Below are 22,833 nucleotides of genomic sequence, written 5' to 3'. Positions count from 1 at the left end.
GAGTAAAAATATCAGTGATGTTTAACCGGATGGCTGTGTTCCAGGTCTTCAGATTTCTTGCTGAAGCGGCGGCGTACCACCACGAAGAACATAGGTACAAAGAAGATGGCCAATACGGTTGCTGCCACCATCCCGCCCATAACACCGGTACCAACGGCGTTCTGTGCACCTGAGCCCGCACCACTGCTGATGACCAGCGGCATTACCCCAAGAATGAATGCCAGTGAGGTCATCAGAATGGGGCGCAAACGCATACGTACGGCATCCAAGGTGGCTTCTATCAGGCCTTTGCCTTCTTTTTCCATCAAGTCTTTGGCGAATTCCACGATCAATATCGCGTTTTTCGCCGATAACCCTATGGTCGTTAGCAGGCCTACCTTGAAGTAAACGTCATTTTCCAGCCCACGGAGCGTCGTTGCTACTAATGCACCCACTATACCCAGCGGAACGACCAGCATAACCGAGAAGGGAATTGACCAACTCTCGTATAGTGCAGCCAGACACAGGAATACCACAACCAACGAAATGGCATACAGTGATAGCACCTGATTACCGGACAGGCGTTCCTGATAGGACATCCCGGTCCAGTCGTAGCCTATACCGCTTGGCAGTTTGGCAGCGAGTTCTTCCATAAGATTCATGGCCTCACCGTTACTCTTGCCTGGTGCTGCCTGGCCCAGAATTTCCATGGAAGGTAGGCCGTTATAGCGTTCCAGACGTGGTGAACCGAATTGCCACTTCGCGCTGGAGAAAGCGGAGAATGGCACCATCTGGCCGGAACTGCCTCGAACATACCAGTTATCAATATCACTTGGCAGCATACGGAACGGCGCTTCCGCCTGTAGGTAAACTTTCTTCACTCGGCCACGGTCAATAAAGTCATTGACGTAGGAACCGCCGAGTGCCGAGCTGAGAGTGGTGTTGATATCGCTTAGGGACACACCTAGTGCTAAAGCTTTTTCTTGATCGATTTCCAGCTTGAACTGAGGTGTATCCTCCAAACCATTCGGGCGCATACCAACCAGCATATCTGGGCGCTCTGCCGCCATGCCCAACAGTTGGTTACGGGCTTGGGTCAGTTTTTCATGCCCCAGGTTACCCTGATCGATTAATTGGAAATCAAAACCGGTTGCACTACCCAGTTCAATAATCGCAGGCAGGTTGAAAGCGAATACCAGGCCATCTTTAATCTGCGAGAAGGCGCCCATCGCACGGCCTACAATGGCTGGTACTTTATTTCCTTCTCCGTGGCGTTCAGACCAGTCTTTCAAACTGACGAATGCCAGGCCGGTATTCTGCCCTTGGCCGCTGAAACCGAAACCGTTAACGGTAAATACGGAGTTAACGTTGTCTTTTTCCTGAGTTAGGAAGTAATCGTTCACTTCCTCCAGCACTTTCTGGGTACGCTCTTGGGTAGCACCTGCGGGCATTTGCACCATGGTCAACAGCATACCTTGGTCTTCTTCTGGCAGGAATGAAGAAGGCAGGCGCAGGAACAGCACCCCCATACCAACCACAATCAGCAGGTAAATCACCAGATAACGGCCAGTACTGCGTAGAATGTTTGCTACGCTGTCAGTGTAGTGATGGGTACTTTTTTCGAACAGGCGGTTGAACCAGCCGAAGAACCCGGTAGTCACACCGTGGCTCCCTTTCGGGATCGGTTTGAGCATGGTTGCGCACAGCGCAGGTGTCAGAATCAACGCCACCAATACCGACAGTACCATCGCAGAGACGATAGTAATTGAGAACTGGCGATAAATAACCCCGGTTGATCCCCCAAAGAAAGCCATTGGAACGAAGACCGCAGACAGCACCAACGCGATCCCCACCAGAGCACCTTGGATCTGATCCATCGACTTCTTGGTGGCTTCTTTCGGTGGCAAACCTTCTTCCGCCATCACGCGTTCAACGTTTTCCACCACCACGATGGCATCATCCACCAGCAGGCCTATCGCTAGCACCATGCCAAACATCGTCAGGGTATTTATTGAATAACCGAAGGCTGCCAGAATGGCGAACGTTCCTAGCAAGACCACTGGCACGGCGATAGTTGGGATCAGCGTGGCGCGGAAGTTCTGCAAGAACAGGTACATCACCATAAATACCAGGATGATCGCTTCAATCAGGGTTTTAACCACTTCGTTAATGGAGATCTTAACGAAAGGGGTGGTGTCGTAGGGGTAAACCACTTTCAGGCTGCTTGGGAAGAAAGGCTCCAGCTTGGCCAGTTCTGCTTTAACTGCTGATGCCGTGCTCAGTGCGTTGGCACCGGTAGCCAGTTTGATCCCAAGACCTGCTGCGGGTTTACCGTTAAAACGTGCGATCACACTGTAACTTTCACCGCCCAATTCAACCTTTGCAACATCTTGCAAACGAACCTGTGAACCATTGGGATTGATTTTCAGCATGATCTGGCCGAATTCTTCCGGCGATGTCAGGCGGGTTTGCGCAATGATCGAAGAGTTCAGTTGCTGGCCTTTAACCGGTGGTGTACCACCAAGTTGGCCTGCGGCGATCTGATTGTTCTGCACCTTGATAGCGGTGATAACATCTCCAGGCGTCAGTTGGAAATTGTTCAATTTGTTTGGGTCCATCCAGATACGCATGGCGTATTGGGAACCAAACAACTGAACGGTACCGACACCGGAAGCACGGCTGATGGGATCTTTGATGTTGGAGCCCACGTAGTCCGCGATGTCTTCTTGGGTCATGCTGCCGTCTTCGGAAATGAAACCCGCTACCATTAAGAAGCTGCTGCTTGATTTCTCCACGCTGACGCCTTGTTGCTGCACTTCCTGCGGCAACAATGGCATAGCCAGCTGCAATTTATTTTGCACCTGCACCTGGGCAATATCCGGGTCAGTACCCGAATTGAACGTTAGCGTAAGCTGCACGTTGCCAGATGAATCACTGCTGGAGGACATATACAACAGGCCATCGATACCGTTCATATTCTGCTCGATAACCTGCGTCACGGTATCCTGCACCGTTTGAGCGTCAGCGCCTGGGTAGTTAGCGGAAACAGTCACTGCCGGTGGCGCAATCGTGGGATATTGCGCTATCGGTAGTTTCACAATCGCCAGCAAACCCGCCAACATAATGATAATGGCGATGACCCAAGCGAAAATGGGGCGATCTATAAAGAACTTAGCCATGTATTACCGGCTCCTTTTTATGACTTCTTCTTATGACTTTTTCGCGGATTCAGACGGTGTCTGCGGCTGTGCGGGCTCTTGGCTATTCGCTTCCTGAGCTTTCACCTGCATTCCCGGGCCGATTTTCTGCAAGCCGCTGATAATCACGCGATCGCCGGATTTCAGGCCATCAGTGATCAGCCATTTATCGCCAATAGCCTGTGCGGCGGTCAGCATACGAAGTTCCACTTTATCGTCAGCGCCAACCACCAAGGCGGTAGCTTCACCACGTGGGTTACGTGTTACACCTTGCTGCGGAACCAATAAAGCATCGTTGCGAACGCCTTCATCCAGACGGGCACGCACAAACATGCCTGGCAGCAGTGCGTCGTTTGGGTTAGGGAAGATCGCGCGGATAGTGATAGAGCCAGTGGTTTGGTCAACGGTCACATCAGAGAACTCTAATGTTCCTTCATGCTCATAGACCTGCCCGTTTTCCAGCAGCAGTTTTACCTTGGCTTTGCCGTTTTCCTGTTGCAGGGTACCGTCAGCCAGTTCCTGTTTCAGACGCAGGAAATCATTGCTGGACTGGGTGACATCAACATACATCGGATCAAGTTGTTGAACGGTGGTTAAGGCAACGGCTTGCCCGGTGGAAACCAGCGCCCCTTCGGTCACGGTGGATATACCGGAACGGCCAGAGATCGGCGAAGTGACTTTAGTGTAAGCCAGATTAATGCGTGCGGCTTCTACAGCAGCTTTGGCTGCCACAACGGCGGCGTTGGCTTGCAGCTGAGTTGAAACGGCAGTGTCATAATCCTGTTTGCTGACGTAATTGGTACCCAGTAACGGTTTATAACGTGTCACTGTCAAACGGGCGATTTCTGCGGCGGCCTGAGCCTTGGCCAGATCGCCTTTAGCGCTTTCGTAAGCAGCCTGGTAGGTTGCCGGATCGATTTGATAGAGTGAAACCCCAGCCTTGATATCACTGCCTTCTGTGAAGTTACGCTTCAGGATGATGCCACCGACCTGAGGGCGAACCTCGGCAATGCGATAGGCTGCGGTGCGGCCAGGAAGCTCAGTAGTAATGTTGAGAGGTTCAGCCTTCAATGTCACAACCCCCACTGCGGGAGCGGGGTGTTGGGCACCTTGTTGCTGAGTTTCTTTATCGTTACATCCTATAAGCACTAAGCTGCCTGAAAGCATCAGAACGGCCGCCAGAGGCGTTAACCCTCTGTTTTTGTTCATAGAAAAACCTCAAGTGTCCGATTTCAAAATAATCAATGGATCACAAGCTTTAAAACCCATTGCTGCGCTAATCTTATGTGCGTGCTATGGTACATACATTCGCGAATGTATGTAAATCACACTTCCCCTAAAAAGCAACATCATGGCACGAAAAACCAAACAACAGGCGCTGGAAACACGCCAACAGATCCTTGACGCTGCGGTAAGAGAATTTTCTGAACGTGGCGTTTCGGCAACGTCACTAACAGATATTGCTACCGCAGCGGGGGTGACGCGCGGTGCGATTTACTGGCACTTCAAAAATAAGGTCGAACTGTTCAATGAAGTTTGGGAATTGTCAGAGTCAAAAATAAGCGACCTGGAGATAGAGTATCAGGCAAAGTTTCCTGATAATCCACTGCGTATTTTAAGAGAGATCTTGATTTATATTTTAACGGCCACGGTTGATGATGTTCATCGGCGCGCCTTGATGGAGATTGTTTTTCACAAGTGCGAGTTTGTGGGTGAGATGCTGCCGCTGTATGAAGCACGTAAAGAGCTCTATCTGGAATGTTATGATCGCATTGAGCGCGTGCTGCGTAACAGTATGGAGCAAGGGCAGTTACCTGCCGATTTACACACCCGCCGTGCCGCTATCATATTACGTGCTTATATCACTGGCCTGATGGAAAACTGGCTATTTATGCCGAAAAGCTTTGATCTGAAGGCAGAGGCAAGTGTATTAGTCGATTCTTTTCTCGAAATGACACAGCTTAGCCAAGCCCTGCGTGTGCAACCGCAAGAGCGGGCAGATCGTCAACCTTTATAAGGAGAACAAGATGTCATCCGTTTTATTGATCGCTAACGGTGCGGCTTACGGTCAAGAGTCGTTGTTCAATGCGTTGCGTTTGGCCATTACGTTGAAAGAGCAGCAACCCGATCTGAATCTCAAACTGTTTCTGATGTCCGATGCCGTGGTTGCGGGTATTGCCGGGCAACAACCGCGCGAGGGCTATCATTTGCAACAAATGCTGGAAATCCTGACGGCGCAGCAGGTGCCGGTGAAATTGTGTAAAACCTGCGCCGATGCGCGCGGTGTCAGCCAATTGGCGCTGGCTGAGGGGGTTGAGATCGGTACGCTGGTGGAACTGGCACAATGGACGCTGGCGGCAGAAAAAGTGTTGGCCTTCTGAGTCAGAATACTTTTCAGGGCTTGCTGTGGCGGTGCGTATCAGCAGGCCGCAAAAGCGGTTGGCGGCAGAGTGAGATCATCGGGAGGTAAAATGTGGGAAACACCCGCAGCGTGGCTATCTTTAGCGGAGGTGTGAATATAGGTTTGCTCTCTTATTACTGGCCTACTGGCCTACTGGTCGATAGAATGACGTAACGCCCGCCCGCTGCATCTTTTCCTGATAATCTTTTCTGACGATATCCAAGGCCGCCAGCGCGGTTGCCGGATCGATTTCGTTACATTCCAGCAGGTAGATCAGGTCTACCGCAAGTTGTAATTCTGGAGACGCATTTTCTAGAGACATAAGTCCAACGTTGAGTAAATGATGTACTGTTTTGGCAGAGTATAGTGAATATCGTGTGGGGGTGGGAATAATCATTCAAATAATGTGATAAATATTCAAAAACCGTTTTCTTTTCGTTCGATACTACGCTCAATACGCGCTAATACCTGCTGGCAACGGACTAGCCTGCCTTCTATTGCCGCCAATTCACGCTGCAATTTTTGTTGGGCCGCAAGGGTGGTTTGGCTCCCTAACAGGCTTTCACGATCCTGAATCATGGCGAGCAAACGGCGCTCATAATCCTGATGTTCGGCCAGTTTATGATAGAGATCGGCCGCGATCGCTTCTTTCGGCTGGTTTTTGCGCCTTAGCGCTTGAGTGGCCATTTCACGTTGTAGAGCGGTGAGTTGTGCCACCAGTTTTTCCGCCAGAAAGGCGACATGCGAGAGGTGATTATCCTTCACCGCCGCCTGTAGTTGAGCAAAATTCTTCTGCACTTCGGCCAGATAGTCACGCAAGCGTGTGCCATGGCTAGAAAACAGCACCACGTCAAAGCGAGCCTGTGGGATAGGTATATCGCCATGCGGTTGAATTTCACCGGCCAAGGTGGCGATTTGCTGTTCAAGAGCCTGTAATAAGTGCTGTGTACTCACGGAATATCCTCTGGCAAAGCCTTATTGACCTAAGCTTGCCCGTGAATAGTTTCTGAAACAAGCCACGAATGGATAAACCGCTCAACTGGCAGGATTAAGGCTCCCGATGGTACAGTACGTGGGCGATGATGAGGATAAGGATAGGCATGACGCGTTGGTTATTGATGATATTGGGCTGGCTAGCGGTGGTGCTGGCAACGCTGGGCGTCGTGTTGCCGTTGTTGCCGACCACGCCTTTCCTGTTACTGGCGGCATGGTGTTTTGCCCGTTCTTCCCCGCGTTTCCATCATTGGTTGTTGTATCGGTCATGGTTTGGTGCCTATATCCGATACTGGCAACAACATCGTGCATTACCCGCAGGCGCTAAAACGAAAGCCGTGTTACTGATTATACTGACGTTTGCCGTTTCCCTTTGGTGGGTGAAATTCTGGTGGGTACGGGGAATATTGCTGGTGATTCTGGTCGTATTGCTGATCTTTATGCTACGGTTGCCGGTCCTTGATCAGGAACAACAAAAACCGCGCTGAACACGCGGCGTCGGTTGCATTTATCGCGTATTTTGCATAGATTTGGGCGTTTCGAGCGCAGGTTTTCGTGCCATAAGGGATTGCCCTGCCGGAGTGAAAAGCCTGTGTGGCAGTTATCAAGTAGTTTTATCAGGCAATCATTATGACCGCGACTGCGCAGCAGCTTCAGTTTATTCAAGACAGTATCAAAACCATTCCCGATTACCCGAAACCGGGCATCTTGTTTCGTGACATCACCAGCCTATTGGAAAACCCGTTAGCTTACGCTTCCAGCATTGAATTGTTGGTTGAACGTTACCGTGATGTAGGGATCACCAAGGTGGTGGGCACTGAAGCACGTGGTTTCCTGTTTGGTGCTCCCGTCGCGCTGGCGTTGGGCATCGGCTTTGTACCCGTGCGCAAACCGGGTAAATTACCGCGTGCAACTCTCAGCGAAAGCTATGAGCTGGAATATGGCACCGATCGGCTGGAAATCCATACCGATGCTATTGTGGCAGGCGACAAAGTGCTGGTGGTGGACGATCTGTTAGCTACCGGGGGCACCATCGAAGCCACCGCAACGCTGATCCGCCGCCTGGGTGGTGAAGTGAAAGATGCGGCGTTTATTATCAACCTGCCGGATCTCGGCGGTGAAGCGCGTTTGAATGACCTTGGCATTGATTGTTATTGCCTGGTCAATTTTGCAGGGCATTGAGCCACAGCAACATGGCTAGAACAGCCTCGCAGAACGCCACGGGGCTGTGTTAGCATGGCCCTCCAGATTATCCAACTTCTCCGGTATCAATGAGCTATCAGGTTCTCGCCCGTAAGTGGCGCCCTCAAACATTTGCAGATGTCGTCGGGCAGGAACATGTCCTGATGGCTCTGGCTAACGGCCTCAAGCTTGGGCGGCTCCATCACGCCTATCTGTTTTCGGGCACGCGTGGGGTAGGTAAAACCACCATTGCCCGCCTGCTGGCCAAAGGTTTGAACTGTGAAACCGGCATCACTGCTACCCCTTGCGGGCAGTGTGACAACTGCCGCGAGATTGAGCAGGGGCGTTTTGTCGATCTGATCGAGATCGATGCGGCATCCAGAACCAAGGTGGAAGATACCCGCGATCTGTTGGACAACGTGCAATACGCACCTGCACGTGGTCGTTTCAAAGTTTACCTGATCGATGAAGTGCATATGCTCTCGCGCCACAGCTTTAATGCGCTGCTGAAAACGCTGGAAGAGCCGCCTTCACACGTTAAATTCCTGCTGGCGACGACCGATCCGCAGAAGTTGCCGGTGACCATCCTGTCGCGTTGCCTACAATTTCATTTGAAAGCGATGGACGTTGAGCAGATCCGTAGCCAACTGGAAACCATCTTGCAGGCAGAGCACATTACCAGTGATGCTCGGGCGCTACAGTTGCTGGCGCGGGCGGCCGATGGCAGTATGCGTGATGCCCTCAGTCTGGCCGATCAGGCCATTGCCATGGGGCAAGGGCAGGTGACCACCGCCACCGTCAGCCAGATGCTTGGCACATTGGACGATGAACAGCCGTTGGCGATTCTGGAAGCATTGGTCAGCGCCGACGGTGAAAAAGTGATGGAGCAGGTGGCACAAGCCGCTTCGCGCGGCGTAGATTGGGAAAGCCTGCTGGTGGAGACGCTGGCTTTGTTGCACCGTATTGCGATGGTTCAAGTGTTGCCTTCTATGCTGGATAATCACTATGCGTCCATCGAACAGCGTTTACGTGAGTTGGCGCGTACTTTACCGCCAGCAGACGTGCAACTTTATTACCAAACCTTATTGGTAGGGCGTAAAGAGCTGATTTATGCACCAGATCGCCGTATGGGGGTTGAGATGAGCCTGCTGCGCGCGCTGGCGTTTCACCCGAAAGCGGTGATCCCAGAGCCCGCTGCGCTGGTGCAGGAACAAGCCCTATTGGCGCAACCGCAGAACAATATGGCATCTGCACCACCAACGCACTTGCAGGAGGCACCGCCGTTGGGCCAATCGGCTGTGCCACCGGCGGATAACCAGCTTACTCATTTACCCGATGCTACCGCGCAACTGTTAAAAGCTCGCACCCAGTTGCTGCGGCAGCAGGGGGCATCCACACCAAAAAAGAGTGAACCGGCGGCGCCAGGAGCAGCGCGGCCGGTAAACTCAGCGCTGGAGCGGTTGGCTTCCGTGACTGAGCGTAGCCAGAAGCGTCAGGCGGAAAAGGTGGTGGCGGAAAAACCGGCTAAGCCCGAAGCCTATCGCTGGCGTGCGCAGACTGAACCAGAAGCCGTTCCTGAACCATTGGCTACCCCAAAAGCATTGCGGACGGCGCTTGAGCATGAAAAAACGCCCGAGTTGTCGGCTAAACTGGTGGTTGAGTCTATGGTTCGTGATGCTTGGGCGGCGGAAATTGATCGGCTCCAAATACCGAAACTGGTTCAGCAACTGGCCTTGAACGCCTTTAAAGAGCAGCCGGAACCGGGCAGAATTTGTCTCCACTTGCGATCTTCACAGCGCCATCTGAATTCGCCTTCGGCGCAGAAGATGCTGGCTGATGCACTCGGCGAGCTGCATGGCAGCCCGGTTGAACTCATCGTGGTGGAAGATGATAATCCAGCGGAGCGAACGCCGCTGGAGTGGCGGCAAGTCATTTATGAAGAAAAACTGGCGCAGGCGCGTCAGTCCATTATTGCGGATACGCATATCCAGACGCTGTGTCGGTTCTTCGACGCGGATCTGGATGAAGAGAGTATTCGCCCTGTTTAACGCGGCGCACCCTGCGCGGCCAATGCTATGTGAGAGAAAACTATGTTTGGTAAAGGCGGTTTGGGCAACCTGATGAAACAAGCCCAGCAAATGCAAGAAAAAATGCAGCAGATGCAGGAAGAAGTCGCCAAATTGGAAGTGACGGGCGAATCTGGCGCAGGCCTGGTAAAAGTGACCATCAACGGTGCGCACAATTGCCGCCGGGTGGAGATCGATCCCAGCCTGATGGAAGATGATAAAGAGATGCTGGAAGATCTGATCGCTGCGGCATTCAATGACGCGGCGCGCCGCATTGAAGAAACTCAGAAAGAGAAGATGGCGTCTGTTTCCAACGGCATGCAGTTGCCGCCTGGCTTTAAGATGCCGTTCTGATGCAAACCAGCCCGCTCCTTGAATCCTTGATGGAGGCGTTGCGCTGCCTGCCGGGCGTTGGCCCGAAGTCGGCGCAGCGTATGGCGTTTCAACTGCTGCAGCGAGATCGCAGCGGTGGGATGCGTTTGGCACAGGCCTTGACCCGCGCAATGTCGGAGATCGGTCACTGTGCCGATTGCCGCACCTTTACCGAGCAGGACATCTGCACCATCTGTAGTAATCCGCGTCGGCAGCAAAACGGCCAGATTTGCGTGGTGGAAAGCCCGGCGGATATTCACGCCATTGAGCAGACCGGGCAGTTTGCCGGGCGTTACTTTGTGTTGATGGGCCACCTGTCGCCGCTGGACGGCATTGGGCCTGGCGATATCGGTCTGGATCGGCTGGAGCAACGGCTGGAGAAAGAAAGTATCAGCGAAGTGATCCTGGCAACCAACCCAACGGTGGAAGGGGATGCCACGGCGAACTATATCGCTGAAATGTGCGGCCAGTATGGCATTCTGGCCAGCCGCATTGCCCATGGCGTACCGGTTGGTGGTGAGCTGGAGATGGTTGATGGCACCACGCTGTCGCATTCTCTGGCTGGCCGTCACGCGATCAAATTCTGATACCTTTCTGCGGGGTGGATTGGCTGCCCCGTCATCGTTTTGCAAAAAATTCCCTGCCAGCTGCTTGAAAAGCCTCATAGTTGACCCAACTTAACCTTCATTGTTCTAATTTGGTCATATGCCCTTCGCCTTTCAAGCCATGGCGTTGTTGACTGTACTGGTTCGCCCCTGTTACTGAGTGGTTCTAAGCTCCCGGGGGCTGACGAGTTGGTCGCTTAGCCACAACTTGAAATTCATTGGGTATAAAATTATCGGCTACTGAGGTAATCAATGAGTATGAAAGGTCAAGAAACCCGTGGGTTCCAGTCTGAAGTAAAGCAACTGCTTCATTTAATGATTCATTCGCTGTACTCCAATAAAGAAATTTTCCTGCGTGAGCTGATCTCCAACGCATCCGACGCCGCTGATAAGCTGCGCTTCCGCGCACTGTCTGCGCCTGAACTGTATGCAGGCGACGGGGAATTGCGGGTACGTCTTTCCTTCAATAAAGATCAACGCACGCTGACCATTACTGATAACGGTATTGGTATGCGCCGTGAAGAAGTCATTGATAATCTGGGAACCATTGCCAAGTCGGGCACTAAATCATTTCTGGAATCGATAGGTTCCGATCAGGCGAAAGACAGCCAGTTGATTGGCCAGTTCGGTGTCGGTTTCTATTCGGCATTTATCGTGGCGGATAAAGTCACCGTGCGCACCCGCGCAGCCGGTGCCAGCGCAGAAGAAGGCGTATTCTGGGAGTCTGCGGGGGACGGTGATTACACCATCGCTGATATCAGCAAGGAAGATCGCGGTACTGAAATTACCCTGCATCTGCGCGAAGGCGAAGATGAATTCCTTGATGGCTGGCGCTTGCGTTCGGTGATTGGTAAATATTCCGATCACATCGCGTTGCCGGTAGAAATCGAAGCCAAGAATGAAGAAGACGACACCGTCACCTGGGAGAAAATCAACAAGGCGCAAGCCCTGTGGACTCGCAGTAAGTCAGACGTCACCGACGAAGAATATAAAGAGTTCTATAAGCACATTGCTCATGATTTCACCGATCCGCTGAGCTGGAGCCACAACCGTGTGGAAGGTAAGCAGGAGTACACCAGCCTGCTGTATATCCCGGCACAGGCACCATGGGATATGTGGAACCGTGAACATAAACATGGCTTGAAGTTATATGTGCAGCGCGTGTTCATCATGGATGACGCCGAGCAGTTCATGCCGAACTACCTGCGTTTTGTGCGTGGCCTGATCGACTCCAACGACCTGCCGCTGAACGTTTCCCGTGAAATCTTGCAGGACAGCCGCGTTACCCAGAGCCTGCGTGGTGCGCTGACCAAGCGTGTTTTGCAGATGCTGGATAAACTGGCGAAAGACAATAGCGAAGAGTATCAGAAGTTTTGGCAGCAATTCGGCCTGGTGTTGAAAGAAGGCCCGGCGGAAGATGGCAGCAACAAAGAAACTATTGCCAAGCTGCTGCGCTTTGCTTCTACCCAGAACGACAGTTCAGCGCAAAGCGTAGCGCTGGAAGAGTATGTGGCGCGCATGGCCGAAGGCCAGGACAAGATTTACTACATCACCGCCGACAGCTACGCCGCTGCCAAGAGCAGCCCGCATCTTGAACTGTTCCGCAAGAAAGGGATCGAGGTATTGCTGCTCTCCGATCGCATCGACGAATGGATGATGAGCTATCTGACCGAGTTTGACGGCAAAGTGTTCCAGTCGGTCAGCAAAGCGGATGACGCCTTGAATAAGCTGGCGGATGAAACCGAAGAACAGAAAGAAGCCGAAAAGCAGCTTGAGCCCTTTATCGAGCGGGTGAAAACGCTGTTGGGTGAGCGAGTGAAGGACGTGCGCCTGACGCACCGCCTGACCGATACCCCGGCCATCGTCACCACCGATGCGGATGAAATGAGCACCCAGATGGCGAAACTGTTCGCTGCTGCGGGGCAGCAAGCGCCGGAAGTGAAATATATCTTTGAGTTGAACCCGGAGCATGCTCTGGTTAAACGCGCCTCTGACGTGGGTGATAATGAGCAATTCGCTGAGTGGGTCGATCTGCTGTTGGATCAGGCTCTGTTGGCTGAACGCGGTACGCTGGAAGATCCTAACCAGTTTATCCGCCGGATGAATAAGTTGCTGTCTGCGTAATGTGTCATCTATGCGCTCTTCACCCTACGGTGAGGGGCGCAATCTGTTGTTTTGCCCTCCGCGTATCTTGAGCCAGCCCCCACGAAAATGGTAAGGTTGAGTGTTTTCGCGATTTTATAAAAACTTCCACCCAATCAACTTCAAACTGCTGTTTGAAGGATGAAGGGAATACATAGCGAGGGGATTTACGCAATGCGTATCATTCTGCTGGGCGCTCCAGGCGCAGGTAAAGGTACTCAGGCTCAATTCATTATGGAGAAATACGGTATTCCGCAAATCTCTACTGGTGATATGTTGCGCGCAGCCGTGAAGGCCGGTTCTGAACTGGGCAAGCAGGCGAAAGAAATCATGGACGCCGGCAAATTGGTGACCGACGAACTGGTGATTGCTCTGGTCAAAGAGCGTATTACCCAGGAAGACTGCCGCAATGGTTTCCTGTTGGATGGCTTTCCGCGTACCATTCCGCAGGCTGACGCAATGAAGGAAGCCGGCATCAACGTGGATTATGTGCTGGAATTCGATGTGCCAGACGAACTGATCGTTGATCGTATTGTTGGCCGCCGTGTACATGCGCCATCAGGCCGTGTGTATCACATCAAATTCAATCCACCGAAGGTGGCAGGCAAAGACGACGTGACCGGTGAAGAACTGACTACGCGTAAGGATGATCAGGAAGAAACCGTGCGTAAGCGTTTGGTGGAATATCATGAGATGACTGCACCACTGATCTCTTACTATCATCAAGAAGCCGATGAGGGTAATACCGCTTACCACAAAATCGACGGCACCCGTAAAGTCACCGAAGTAAGCGCTGAACTGGCGAATATTCTGGGCTGATCGGTTTTATTGCTGTTTATCATGCCGGGCTTAATGCCCGGCGTTTTTTTGCATATTACCTGTGAAAACAAGGCCGTAGCTTATTCAGGCTGTGGGTGGCTAAAGCAATCCAGGCAGTGCCTTTTACTGATATCGGTTTCGGCTTAATGCTTTTCCGCTACAATAAGCACCACTTATAGTGGTGAAAATGCTGGCCATATTAGCCTGATAGGAAAAGGAATTGAGATGAAGCAAGAGAAACACGGGGTATTGTTGGTGAATCTTGGGACACCCGATGCCCCGACCCCGCGAGCGGTTAAACGCTACCTGAAACAGTTTCTCAGTGATACCCGCGTCGTCGATACCACACCGCTTATCTGGTGGCCGATCCTTAACGGAATCATTTTACCCCTCCGTTCGCCCCGCGTGGCGAAACTGTATCAGTCAGTTTGGACCGACGAGGGCTCACCCTTGTTGGTTTACAGCCGCCGCCAGCAACAGGCATTGGCAGCACGTATGCCGAATACGCCGGTGGAGCTGGGCATGAGCTACGGTTCACCCAGCCTGGCACAGGCGCTGGATAATCTGCTGGCACAGGGGGTGACCAATCTGGTGGTGCTGCCGCTCTACCCACAATATTCGTGCTCAACCAGCGCAGCCGTTTGGGATGGCGTGGCAAAGGTGCTTAAAGGTTACCGCCGTTTACCGTCGATAGGCTTTATCCGCGATTATGCTGAACATCCTGCCTATATTTCAGCCTTACAACAAAGCGTGGAGCGTTCTTTTGAACAGCATGGTTTGCCTGACCGGTTGGTAATGTCATTCCACGGTATCCCAAAACGCTATGCCCGTTTGGGCGATGATTACCCACAACGCTGTGAAGATACCTACCGGGCGTTGTTAGCTACGCTGCCTTTAGCGCCAGAACGGGTGATGATGACCTACCAGTCGCGTTTTGGCCGCGAACCTTGGTTAACGCCCTATACCGATGAAACAATAAAAAGCTTGCCCGCCCAGGGCGTGAAGCATATTCAGTTGATTTGCCCCGGTTTTTCGGCAGATTGCCTGGAAACGTTGGAAGAGATCAAAGAGCAGAACCGGGAGATTTTCTTCAAAGCCGGTGGCGAGAAATTTGAATATATTGCTGCGCTTAATGATGATTCCGCCCATATCGACATGATGCAACAGTTGGTTGCGCAGCGGCTGTAACAGGGAAAGCCCGGTTGGGCGGGCTTTCCCTCCATGCAAGATGAGCGATCAGATCGGGCAAGCACCCATTTTTTCTTCTTCTGACAGCGTATCCAAGTTGAGAATATTCAGCATACTATTGGCAATTTCACGCTCACCCATCACCACCTGATCTGCCCCGCGCTCAAAGATGTACGAGATCTCATCATCGTAGTGGGCACGGACAATGATCTCAAGATTCGGCCGTTTGGCACGGGCAGAGGCCACGATCTCACCGGCTTCGTAACTGTTTGGAATGGTCAGCAGTAACCAACGTGCACAGTCAAGGCGCGCCAGATCCATAATTTCTGGATTGGCAGCATTACCGAATACCACTTTGACGCCCTGTTCACGCAGAGCTTCAACCCGGGGGCGTGAGTTTTCAATCACTACCAGTGGAATATCGGCCTGCGCGAGTTTGGCTCCCAGCAGGTTGCCCACGTTACCAGAGCCTACAATCAGCGCATGGTTGCACATATCCACCGGGATCTGTTTTTCTTCCTCTACCGCTTCTTCCAGGATCTGATCTTCGATGGTTTCTGTCTTGGCCAGATAACGCTCCAGCAAAGTGAACAGTAACGGATTGAGCATAATCGATAAAATAGCCCCGGCCAGCACCAGATTACGGCTGTGCGGGTCCATCATACCCAGAGTGATCCCCAATCCGGCGAGAATAAAGGCAAACTCACCAATCTGCGCCAGACTGGCAGAAATCGTCAAGGCGGTACGTTTGGAGTGGCCAAACGCTTTTACCAGCAGGAATGCGGCCACGGATTTGCCGAACACAATGATTGCCAGCGTCGCCAGCACTGCCAGCGGCTCTTGCAGCAGAATCATCGGATCGAACAGCATGCCGACGGAGACAAAGAACAACACGGCAAAAGCATCACGCAACGGCAGCGTATCGTGTGCGGCACGGTGACTCAGTTCCGACTCGTTCAACACCATGCCGGCAAAGAAAGCACCCAGGGCAAATGAAACATCAAACAGACCGACAGCCCCGTAAGCAATCCCCAATGCCAGCGCCAGAACTGCCAAGGTAAACAGCTCACGTGAACCGGTACTGGCGGTTTTGGCCAGTATCCAAGGAACAATGCGGCGGCCTACGACGATCATCAGCGCGATGAAGGCAATCACTTTACCAATAGTCATAGCCAATTCGGTCAACAAATGGGTGACGCTGGTATTGTCGCTGCTGATCATATTGCCGAATGCAGGCAGCAGAACCAGCGTCAACACCATGGCTAAATCTTCCACAATCAGCCAACCAATCGCAATTTGCCCGCGTTGGCTATCGATCAACTGCCGTTCTTCTAACGCCCGCAACAGTACCACGGTACTGGCGGTGGACAGACACAACCCAAAGACCAGACCGGAAATCCAATCCCAGCCCATTAATTTTGACACCCCCATGCCCAATAAGGTTGCTACAGCAATCTGTGCAATAGCGCCAGGGATAGCAATCGATTTTACTGCGAGCAGATCTTTAAGTGAGAAATGGAGACCAACACCGAACATCAGCAGAATCACACCGATTTCCGCCAGTTCTGGTGCCAAAGAGGTATCGGCAACAAAACCAGGGGTGAACGGACCCGCGAGCACGCCGGCAGCCAGATATCCCACTAACGGGGAGATGCGCAACCGGTTCGCTAGCATACCGAAGAGGAAGGCGAGTACTAACCCTCCAACAATCGTAGTGAGCAAGGGTGTTGAATTATGCATCCAGACTCCTTTTCTTGAGTGTATTAAAACTATTTACGGGGGGATCTATACCCAACATGCATGAAATTGCAGCCAACAATGCCGTAACTTCACGCGAAAAGGGGAGGTTCATTTTATTGCATTTGTTCAGACGGCGCTTGGCTAATTTTGGCATTTATGTAAAAAAGCAGAGAATTCTGCTCTTTTTATACCAGATAAGCAATTTTGAGTATAACAGCCTGGATATTGGTGATTTATAGAAGGAGTAACCCGGTTGAGTGATAGACCTAAACCGGGTTAAATTCAGGGTTAATGTGATTTATGCTCCATATTTGGCAGCAATGCAGTAATTATGCCGATTAATGGCAGGAAAGCACAGATTTGATAAACCAGCTCAATGCTGGTCAAATCGGCAACATAGCCAAGAATAGCGGCTGCTAACCCCCCCATACCGAAGGCAAAACCGAAGAATAGCCCGGAAACCATGCCAACTTTCCCTGGGATCAGTTCCTGGGCGTAGACCAGAATGGCGGAAAATGCCGAAGCCAGAATAACCCCAATGATCACCGTTAAAATCCCGGTCCAGTATAGAGATGCATAGGGTAAAATAAGGGTAAATGGCGCAGCACCAAGAATAGAGCCCCAAATGACATATTTTCTGCCAAACTTATCGCCCAAAGGCCCGCCAATTAGGGTTCCGGCTGCTACGGCAAACAGGAAGGCAAACAGATGGATTTGGGCATTTTGTATAGAAACCCCGAACTTATGCATCAGATAAAAGGTGTAATAGCTACTGATGCTGGCAAGATAGAAGTATTTGGAGAAAATCAGTATTAACAGAATGCTCAGTGAGAATATCACAGTACGTTTTGGCAGCAATAACGCCTGCGCAGCGGATTTTGGCTTGCCCTGAGCGGCTTGCTGCTGTTGTTTATACCATTTACTGACTTGCAGTAAGACCACAATGGCTAAGAGCGCAGCGAGTGAGAACCAGGCCACATTGCCTTTACCATAGGGTGCAATAAGCAGTGCTGCCAGCAGGGGGCCGAGTGAAGTGCCAAAGTTGCCCCCGACCTGAAATAAAGATTGTGCCAAACCGTGTCGCCCGCCAGAGGCCATGCGTGCGACCCGCGAAGATTCCGGATGGAAAACCGAGGAACCCGTGCCTACCAGCGCGGCGGCTAAGAGCACCAGCGGGAAGGTATCGGCGACGGAAAGCAGCAGCAGGCCGGAAAGGGTAAAACCCATGCCGATAGGCAGTGAATAAGGCTGCGGATGTTTGTCGGTGTAATACCCAATCAGCGGTTGCAGCAGCGATGCCGTAAGCTGGTAGGTGAGGGTGATCATACCGATTTGTACAAAGCTGAGATTAAAATCAGCACGCAGAATCGGGTAAATCGCCAGGATCAGCGATTGAATCATGTCATTGAGCAGGTGAGAAACGCTGATAGCACCGAGAATAGAAAAGGCAGTACTCTTAACCGCACTGCTTTTGGCCGCGGGTATCGCGGCTTCGCTATGATCCGTCATATTATTATTAGCCTGGTAAGTGGTGAGTGACAGTGCTGCCATCTTATACCGTTCATCTTTCACACGACAACTTTGTTGGCTGCGTGCTTCCTTCGCGATTGCCTGGTTGAGTGGAATATCTAGCAGCCTAATATTGCAGCAGTTTTTACGCTATCTGGCATAATTCAATGCATGTCACAAAAATTTGAAATTAGTTGTTGTTAATTCGCGTTACAATTTTGCCTACATCAAGATTACTGCTTATTCAGCAATGGAGATCTGACATGCGTTTTTCGTTAAAAACTACCGTCTGCACGTTGGCTGTATCCTTGGCCCTGTTTTCGGGAACGGCCGGAGCCTGGGAAAAAGATAAAACCTACGATCTCACCATTTTGCATACCAACGATCACCATGGTCATTTCTGGCAAAACGATTACGGTGAGTATGGTTTAGGCGCCCAGAAAACGCTGGTGGACAGCATTCGTCAGGAAGTTGCTGCCAAAGGGGGCAGCCTGTTGCTACTGTCTGGCGGGGATATCAATACCGGCGTGCCGGAATCTGATTTGCAGGATGCTGAACCTGATTTCCGTGGCATGACGATGATCGGTTATGACGCGATGGCGATTGGCAACCATGAGTTCGATAACCCGCTTAGCGTTTTACGCCAGCAGGAAAAGTGGGCCTCTTTCCCGTTACTGTCTGCCAACATTTACCAGAAAAGCACCCAACAGCGTTTGTTCAAGCCTTATGCGTTGTTTGACAAGCAGGGGATTAAAATTGCGGTGATCGGCCTGACCACCGACGATACCGCTAAAATCGGTAACCCAGAGTATTTCACCAATATCGAATTCCGCGTTCCGGCGCAGGAAGCCAAACAGGTGGTGGAGCAATTACGTCAGAATGAAAAGCCGGATGTGATTATCGCTGCGACCCACATGGGCCATTACGATGATGGCAAACATGGCTCTAACGCTCCGGGCGATGTAGAAATGGCGCGCAGCTTGCCTGCGGGCTACCTTGACATGATTGTGGGCGGCCATTCGCAAGACCCGGTTTGCATGGCCAGTGAGAACCACAAGCAGGTGGACTATATACCAGGCACGCCGTGCGCGCCGGATCGGCAGAATGGCACTTGGATTGTGCAAGCGCATGAATGGGGCAAATATGTTGGCCGTGCCGATTTCCAGTTCCGTAACGGTGAATTGAAACTGGTTCATTACCAACTGATCCCGGTCAATTTGAAGAAAAAGGTGGAAAAGGCTGACGGCACCAGCGAACGTGTTTATTACACACAGGCCATTGCCGAAGATCCGGCCATGATGAAATTGCTGACGCTTTTTCAGGATAAAGGGCAGGCACAGCTGGCGGTGAAGATCGGCAGTGTCAACGGCAAGCTGGAGGGCGATCGCAGCAAAGTCCGTTTCGTACAGACCAATTTGGCTCGCGTACTACTGGCGGCGCAGATGGAAAGAGCCAATGCCGATTTTGCCGTTATGAACGGTGGCGGGGTGCGTGATTCGATTGAAGCGGGTGATATCACCTATAAAAGTGTCCTCAAGGTTCAGCCGTTTGGTAATTCGCTGGTATACGTCGATATGAAAGGCCGTGAGGTTGAGCAATATCTGGCGGTCGTGGCGAATATGCAGGTGGATTCCGGTGCCTATGCTCAGTTCACCAATGTTAGCCTGGTGGCAGATGGCAAAGGTGTGCGTGATGTGAAAATCAAGGGTGAACCGTTGCAGGCGGATAAAACCTATCGTCTGGCTACGTTGAGTTTTAACGCGCAAGGCGGTGATGGTTATCCGAAGATCTCAACCCTGCCGGGCTATGTGAATACCGGTTTTATTGATGCAGAAGTGTTGAAACAGTATATCGAGAAACATTCACCGCTGGATGCGGCGGCGTTTGAACCTAAAGGCGAAATTGTTTATAACTAACTAAATATAAAGGCGGTTTTCTATCGAGGGTAGGATTGAAAACCGCCAGTTTGGAACTTCAAAGAATGCCTCTGCAAAGCGGTAAAAATAACCGTTAACTCCACCGCGATAACTGTCCAATTTTTGTTCCTGTCATCGTTGTATTTATTGGCCGTCAGCCATAGAGCCAGCGGCCAGCTTTGGCTGATTCGATGAGCATATTGACGGTTAGCGGTTCTGGCTCATGATGGTCTGTTTGAAGATATTTTGGAAGAATGGCGTTGGGCAGGAAGCGGATACCTTCATTGGGGAAGTAGCGACGAAAATTAAAGCTCGCCATATCAACATGAAATTTCTCGGCGTATTCTTCGAAGAACTCGCAGGCATCTTCAGGTAGAGTACTTTGCTTACCGGTGCTTAATGAAGAATCGTCAGCCATTTCCCAGAAGTGTTTTTTTAAGAGCTCTCGTACATCATCGGCCATGTTCATTACTGTTTTCCTCTGGAACCTATAATGAGTTCATAGCGGCGGATAACATTACGGGTAACGATCGTTAAATCATCTACCGTTAAAACAGCGCCAAACCAAGGTAACCAGCGGCCAATATATGCTCCAATGCTTGTCGTATATGCCCATTCACCACGTAGCATTTTTGCCCCTGCCATCGTTGTATTGATCAGTCGTCAGTCATAGAGCCAGCGGCCAGCTTTGGCAGATTCGATGAGCATGCGGATTGTCAGTGGTTCAGGTTCTTGATTCTTATTGCATTTCGACCTTGGTTTTAACAAACTAAGCAAGGCGGAAATGATGCTAATTTCTTGGGGCCAATACTTCATGAAGTTGAATCCAGTAATATCGACCTTGAACAGCTCAAAATATTCCTCCATGATCTCTAAGCCATCCTCCCATATCCAAGGATATTTACCGGTAGATAAGCTGGTATCCAGTGTCAATGGCTTCTTTTTGCTGAATGGGGTCCGGAGATTCCACTTTTTATCATACCAATCAAAAACCTGCTGACCGATATCATCACTTTGCGGCTTTAACTCCATAATTTATCACTACCTTGTGCAATCGTGTTGTATTTGTTGCTTGCTTTCCATGCAATGATGGTCATATCACTAGCAAGAATAGTGGCACCAACAAACGGTATCCAGCGACCAACAAATGCACCTAGGTTTTTGGTATAGCTAAATTTTCTGCGCTGTATGCTGCCTGAAGTCAGTGTGGCTAACCTCATCCCTGTGTTGATGTTCAAAACTCGCCGCGACCATTTTGATAATACAGATGTTCCTTGGGTTGCTCCTATTGGTTTGGCTCTTGTTGATTTCGTTGGAAGCCCCAACAAAATCATCGCAATGCTGGTCATATCCTTAATGCCTAATTGTTGATCTATTTCATCAAGAAATATCCAAAAAAATAACTCACCAGCGGAGAGGTTTGCCACCCCTTTGTAAAAGTATGTCCCGCCCAACTCTTCAACTGTATCCATTACTTTTCCTTGTTGATCGGCTTGGATGCAACATAGCCAACTACACACAAGGTTTCAATGGTCATACTTGAAGCCTGAAAATAGTCACAACATTAAGAACCTATCCCAATAGGGATTATCTACAATACAAACACAGTGGAAAAAACTAAAACTGACATCTAGTGAGCATGAAAATGGATTGGTTAGTTTCTGACGAATTATGGGCACAAATGGAACCGTTACTCCCCATTCATCAGACTCATCACCCCTTGGGCACCATCGTCGGTGAGTGGATAATCGGGCTGCCATAAATGCCATTTTCTTCGTCCTGAGCACGGGATGCCAATGGAATGCGCTGAAGGCGACAGAAATATGTTCCTCCAGTTCCGCGTATCGCCGATTCTAGGAATGGACTTTGCTGGTTTTTTTGTAAACCATTTTCTGAAAAATCACGCAATTTTCCAAGGATAGTATTGGCTCGAATCAAAGGCTGAAACATCAACACCAAAAGTTTTTACCGTACTTCTCTATTGTCGATGCCAGTTCATACTCCTGAAGCGGCGTTTCCAGTCCCAATGGAATGGTCTTGAAAGCGAGCGTGGCCAGAATAGATATTTCCGCTCTGAAAAACGCCAAGGTTATTAACCATTCTGATTTTGAAATGACGAACAGGTTTTTAGTCAGGGTTGGCAGGATGGCACATTTGAATTTGATATTCAGATGATTACCGTTATTCCCGCTTGGCGATATCAGCAAAGCTGCCCGCCAGTAAACGGCATAAGTCGCTGGCCGCCAGTTCAATATCCAACCCACGTTTGCCGCCGGATACGAAAATGGTCGAAAATTGTTGTGCCTGGCTGTCGAGCACCGTTGGAAGCCGTTTTTTCTGCCCAAGTGGGCTAATACCACCGATCAGATAGCCGGTGATGCGTTGTGCCAGCAGCGGATCGGCCATCTCGGCTTTTTTGGCCGCCAGCGCTTTGGCGACCTTTTTCAGATCCAGCGGGCTGGCTACCGGCGTCACCGCGACAGCCAGATTCTTGGCATCGCCATTAAGTGCGACCAGCAAGGTCTTGTAGACCTGCTCGGCATTCAGCCCCAGCTTTTTCACGGCTTCATCGCCGAAATGTGTTTCTTCGCTGTCATGATGGTAAGGATGCAGGGTAAAAGCCACTTTTTGCTTTTCAAGCAGAACGACTGCGGGTGTCATAATCTGTTTTCCAAAACTGGGTGAAAGTTGCACTTTGCGCAAGCAAAATAACAAAAACACAAT

Annotated in this window: 21 protein-coding genes, 2 pseudogenes and 1 other annotated feature; of the genes and pseudogenes, 12 read left to right on the top strand and 11 right to left on the bottom strand. The window is 50.9% G+C overall.

The window, feature by feature from the left end; all coding sequences use genetic code 11:
- Nucleotides 1-11: 11 nt before the first annotated feature.
- Together acrB and Z042_RS21625 are read right to left on the bottom strand one after the other, a co-directional pair.
- Nucleotides 12-3,158, bottom strand: coding sequence for a multidrug efflux RND transporter permease subunit AcrB (acrB, locus tag Z042_RS21630; RefSeq protein WP_024913903.1), 3,147 nt, complete (start codon nt 3,156-3,158; stop codon nt 12-14).
- A gap of 30 nt (nt 3,159-3,188) precedes the next feature.
- Nucleotides 3,189-4,385: an efflux RND transporter periplasmic adaptor subunit gene (locus tag Z042_RS21625; protein WP_024913904.1), complete on the bottom strand. Its 1,197-nt coding sequence runs from the start codon at nt 4,383-4,385 to the stop codon at nt 3,189-3,191.
- Between the two features lie 142 nt (nt 4,386-4,527).
- Between Z042_RS21625 and acrR the strand changes: the two genes are divergently transcribed.
- Together acrR and Z042_RS21615 are read left to right on the top strand one after the other, a co-directional pair.
- Complete coding sequence (gene acrR, locus Z042_RS21620; RefSeq protein ID WP_024913905.1) at nt 4,528-5,193, top strand: multidrug efflux transporter transcriptional repressor AcrR; 666 nt, start codon at nt 4,528-4,530, stop codon at nt 5,191-5,193.
- 10 nt (nt 5,194-5,203) lie between these two features.
- Nucleotides 5,204-5,557: a DsrE/DsrF/TusD sulfur relay family protein gene (locus Z042_RS21615; protein WP_024913906.1), complete on the top strand. Its 354-nt coding sequence runs from the start codon at nt 5,204-5,206 to the stop codon at nt 5,555-5,557.
- A 162-nt stretch (nt 5,558-5,719) separates the two neighbouring features.
- On the opposite strand, the gene rsmS is transcribed toward Z042_RS21615, so the two are convergent.
- On the bottom strand, nt 5,720-5,899 hold the full coding sequence (rsmS, locus tag Z042_RS21610; RefSeq protein ID WP_024913907.1) for a pleiotropic regulatory protein RsmS: 180 nt from the start codon (nt 5,897-5,899) through the stop codon (nt 5,720-5,722).
- A 95-nt stretch (nt 5,900-5,994) separates the two neighbouring features.
- Nucleotides 5,995-6,531: a primosomal replication protein PriC gene (gene priC / locus Z042_RS21605; protein WP_024913908.1), complete on the bottom strand. Its 537-nt coding sequence runs from the start codon at nt 6,529-6,531 to the stop codon at nt 5,995-5,997.
- Between the two features lie 146 nt (nt 6,532-6,677).
- Between priC and Z042_RS21600 the strand changes: the two genes are divergently transcribed.
- The 8 genes from Z042_RS21600 to hemH all read left to right on the top strand — a co-directional run bounded on the left by Z042_RS21600 (nt 6,678) and on the right by hemH (nt 14,944).
- Nucleotides 6,678-7,058, top strand: a complete 381-nt coding sequence (locus Z042_RS21600; protein WP_024913909.1) for a DUF454 family protein — start codon at nt 6,678-6,680, stop codon at nt 7,056-7,058.
- A gap of 142 nt (nt 7,059-7,200) precedes the next feature.
- Nucleotides 7,201-7,752, top strand: a complete 552-nt coding sequence (gene apt / locus Z042_RS21595; RefSeq protein WP_024913910.1) for an adenine phosphoribosyltransferase — start codon at nt 7,201-7,203, stop codon at nt 7,750-7,752.
- Nucleotides 7,753-7,841: 89 nt separating this feature from the next.
- Nucleotides 7,842-9,800: a DNA polymerase III subunit gamma/tau gene (gene dnaX / locus Z042_RS21590; protein ID WP_024913911.1), complete on the top strand. Its 1,959-nt coding sequence runs from the start codon at nt 7,842-7,844 to the stop codon at nt 9,798-9,800.
- Nucleotides 9,133-9,197: a sequence feature (DnaX frameshifting element), on the top strand. It overlaps the preceding gene by 65 nt.
- Before the next feature lie 42 nt (nt 9,801-9,842).
- Entirely contained in the window at nt 9,843-10,172 is a 330-nt protein-coding gene (locus Z042_RS21585; RefSeq protein WP_024913912.1) for a YbaB/EbfC family nucleoid-associated protein, read from the top strand.
- Nucleotides 10,172-10,777, top strand: a complete 606-nt coding sequence (recR, locus tag Z042_RS21580) for a recombination mediator RecR (protein ID WP_024913913.1) — start codon at nt 10,172-10,174, stop codon at nt 10,775-10,777. Before Z042_RS21585 ends, recR begins: the two co-directional genes overlap by 1 nt.
- Nucleotides 10,778-11,053: 276 nt before the next feature.
- Complete coding sequence (gene htpG / locus Z042_RS21575) at nt 11,054-12,919, top strand: molecular chaperone HtpG (RefSeq protein ID WP_037407210.1); 1,866 nt, start codon at nt 11,054-11,056, stop codon at nt 12,917-12,919.
- 192 nt (nt 12,920-13,111) lie between these two features.
- A complete protein-coding gene (gene adk / locus Z042_RS21570; protein WP_024913915.1) occupies nt 13,112-13,756 on the top strand; it encodes an adenylate kinase in 645 nt (214 codons plus the stop codon).
- A gap of 225 nt (nt 13,757-13,981) precedes the next feature.
- Complete coding sequence (gene hemH, locus Z042_RS21565) at nt 13,982-14,944, top strand: ferrochelatase (RefSeq protein WP_024913916.1); 963 nt, start codon at nt 13,982-13,984, stop codon at nt 14,942-14,944.
- 48 nt (nt 14,945-14,992) lie between these two features.
- On the opposite strand, the gene ybaL is transcribed toward hemH, so the two are convergent.
- Together ybaL and Z042_RS21550 are read right to left on the bottom strand one after the other, a co-directional pair.
- Nucleotides 14,993-16,684, bottom strand: coding sequence for a YbaL family putative K(+) efflux transporter (ybaL, locus tag Z042_RS21560; RefSeq protein ID WP_024913917.1), 1,692 nt, complete (start codon nt 16,682-16,684; stop codon nt 14,993-14,995).
- A gap of 288 nt (nt 16,685-16,972) precedes the next feature.
- Nucleotides 16,973-18,193 (bottom strand): MFS transporter, encoded by a 1,221-nt coding sequence (locus tag Z042_RS21550; RefSeq protein WP_024913919.1) that lies wholly within the window; start codon nt 18,191-18,193, stop codon nt 16,973-16,975.
- Between the two features lie 263 nt (nt 18,194-18,456).
- On the opposite strand from Z042_RS21550, the gene ushA reads away from it, so the two are divergent.
- A complete protein-coding gene (gene ushA, locus Z042_RS21545; protein WP_024913920.1) occupies nt 18,457-20,109 on the top strand; it encodes a bifunctional UDP-sugar hydrolase/5'-nucleotidase UshA in 1,653 nt (550 codons plus the stop codon).
- Between the two features lie 154 nt (nt 20,110-20,263).
- Here ushA and Z042_RS21540 read toward each other — a convergent pair whose 3' ends face one another.
- From Z042_RS21540 to Z042_RS21525, 4 genes and pseudogenes are all read right to left on the bottom strand, one after another.
- Nucleotides 20,264-20,578 carry a DUF1493 family protein gene (locus tag Z042_RS21540; RefSeq protein ID WP_024913921.1) on the bottom strand — a complete coding sequence of 105 codons (315 nt, stop codon included), beginning with the start codon at nt 20,576-20,578 and terminating at the stop codon, nt 20,264-20,266.
- A pseudogene (locus tag Z042_RS26180) lies at nt 20,578-20,757 on the bottom strand (STM2901 family protein); the annotation flags it as partial. The gene Z042_RS21540 and the pseudogene Z042_RS26180, both read right to left, overlap by 1 nt.
- Nucleotides 20,758-20,772: 15 nt before the next feature.
- Nucleotides 20,773-21,141, bottom strand: coding sequence for a DUF1493 family protein (locus Z042_RS21530; RefSeq protein ID WP_024913922.1), 369 nt, complete (start codon nt 21,139-21,141; stop codon nt 20,773-20,775).
- Entirely contained in the window at nt 21,132-21,581 is a 450-nt protein-coding gene (locus tag Z042_RS21525; protein WP_024913923.1) for an STM2901 family protein, read from the bottom strand. Before Z042_RS21525 ends, Z042_RS21530 begins: the two co-directional genes overlap by 10 nt.
- Before the next feature lie 167 nt (nt 21,582-21,748).
- Between Z042_RS21525 and Z042_RS25335 the strand changes: the two are divergent.
- Nucleotides 21,749-21,963 (top strand): annotated as a pseudogene (locus tag Z042_RS25335) (transposase); the annotation flags it as partial.
- A gap of 327 nt (nt 21,964-22,290) precedes the next feature.
- Here the strand turns inward: Z042_RS25335 and ybaK are convergent.
- Nucleotides 22,291-22,770: a Cys-tRNA(Pro)/Cys-tRNA(Cys) deacylase YbaK gene (gene ybaK, locus Z042_RS21520; RefSeq protein WP_024913924.1), complete on the bottom strand. Its 480-nt coding sequence runs from the start codon at nt 22,768-22,770 to the stop codon at nt 22,291-22,293.
- Nucleotides 22,771-22,833 lie beyond the last annotated feature (63 nt).

It is taken from the genome of Chania multitudinisentens RB-25 (assembly GCF_000520015.2).
GTDB lineage: Bacteria > Pseudomonadota > Gammaproteobacteria > Enterobacterales > Enterobacteriaceae > Chania > Chania multitudinisentens.
The sequence above is the reverse complement of the archived record's forward strand: the minus strand, read 5'-3'. Positions and strand labels throughout refer to the sequence as shown.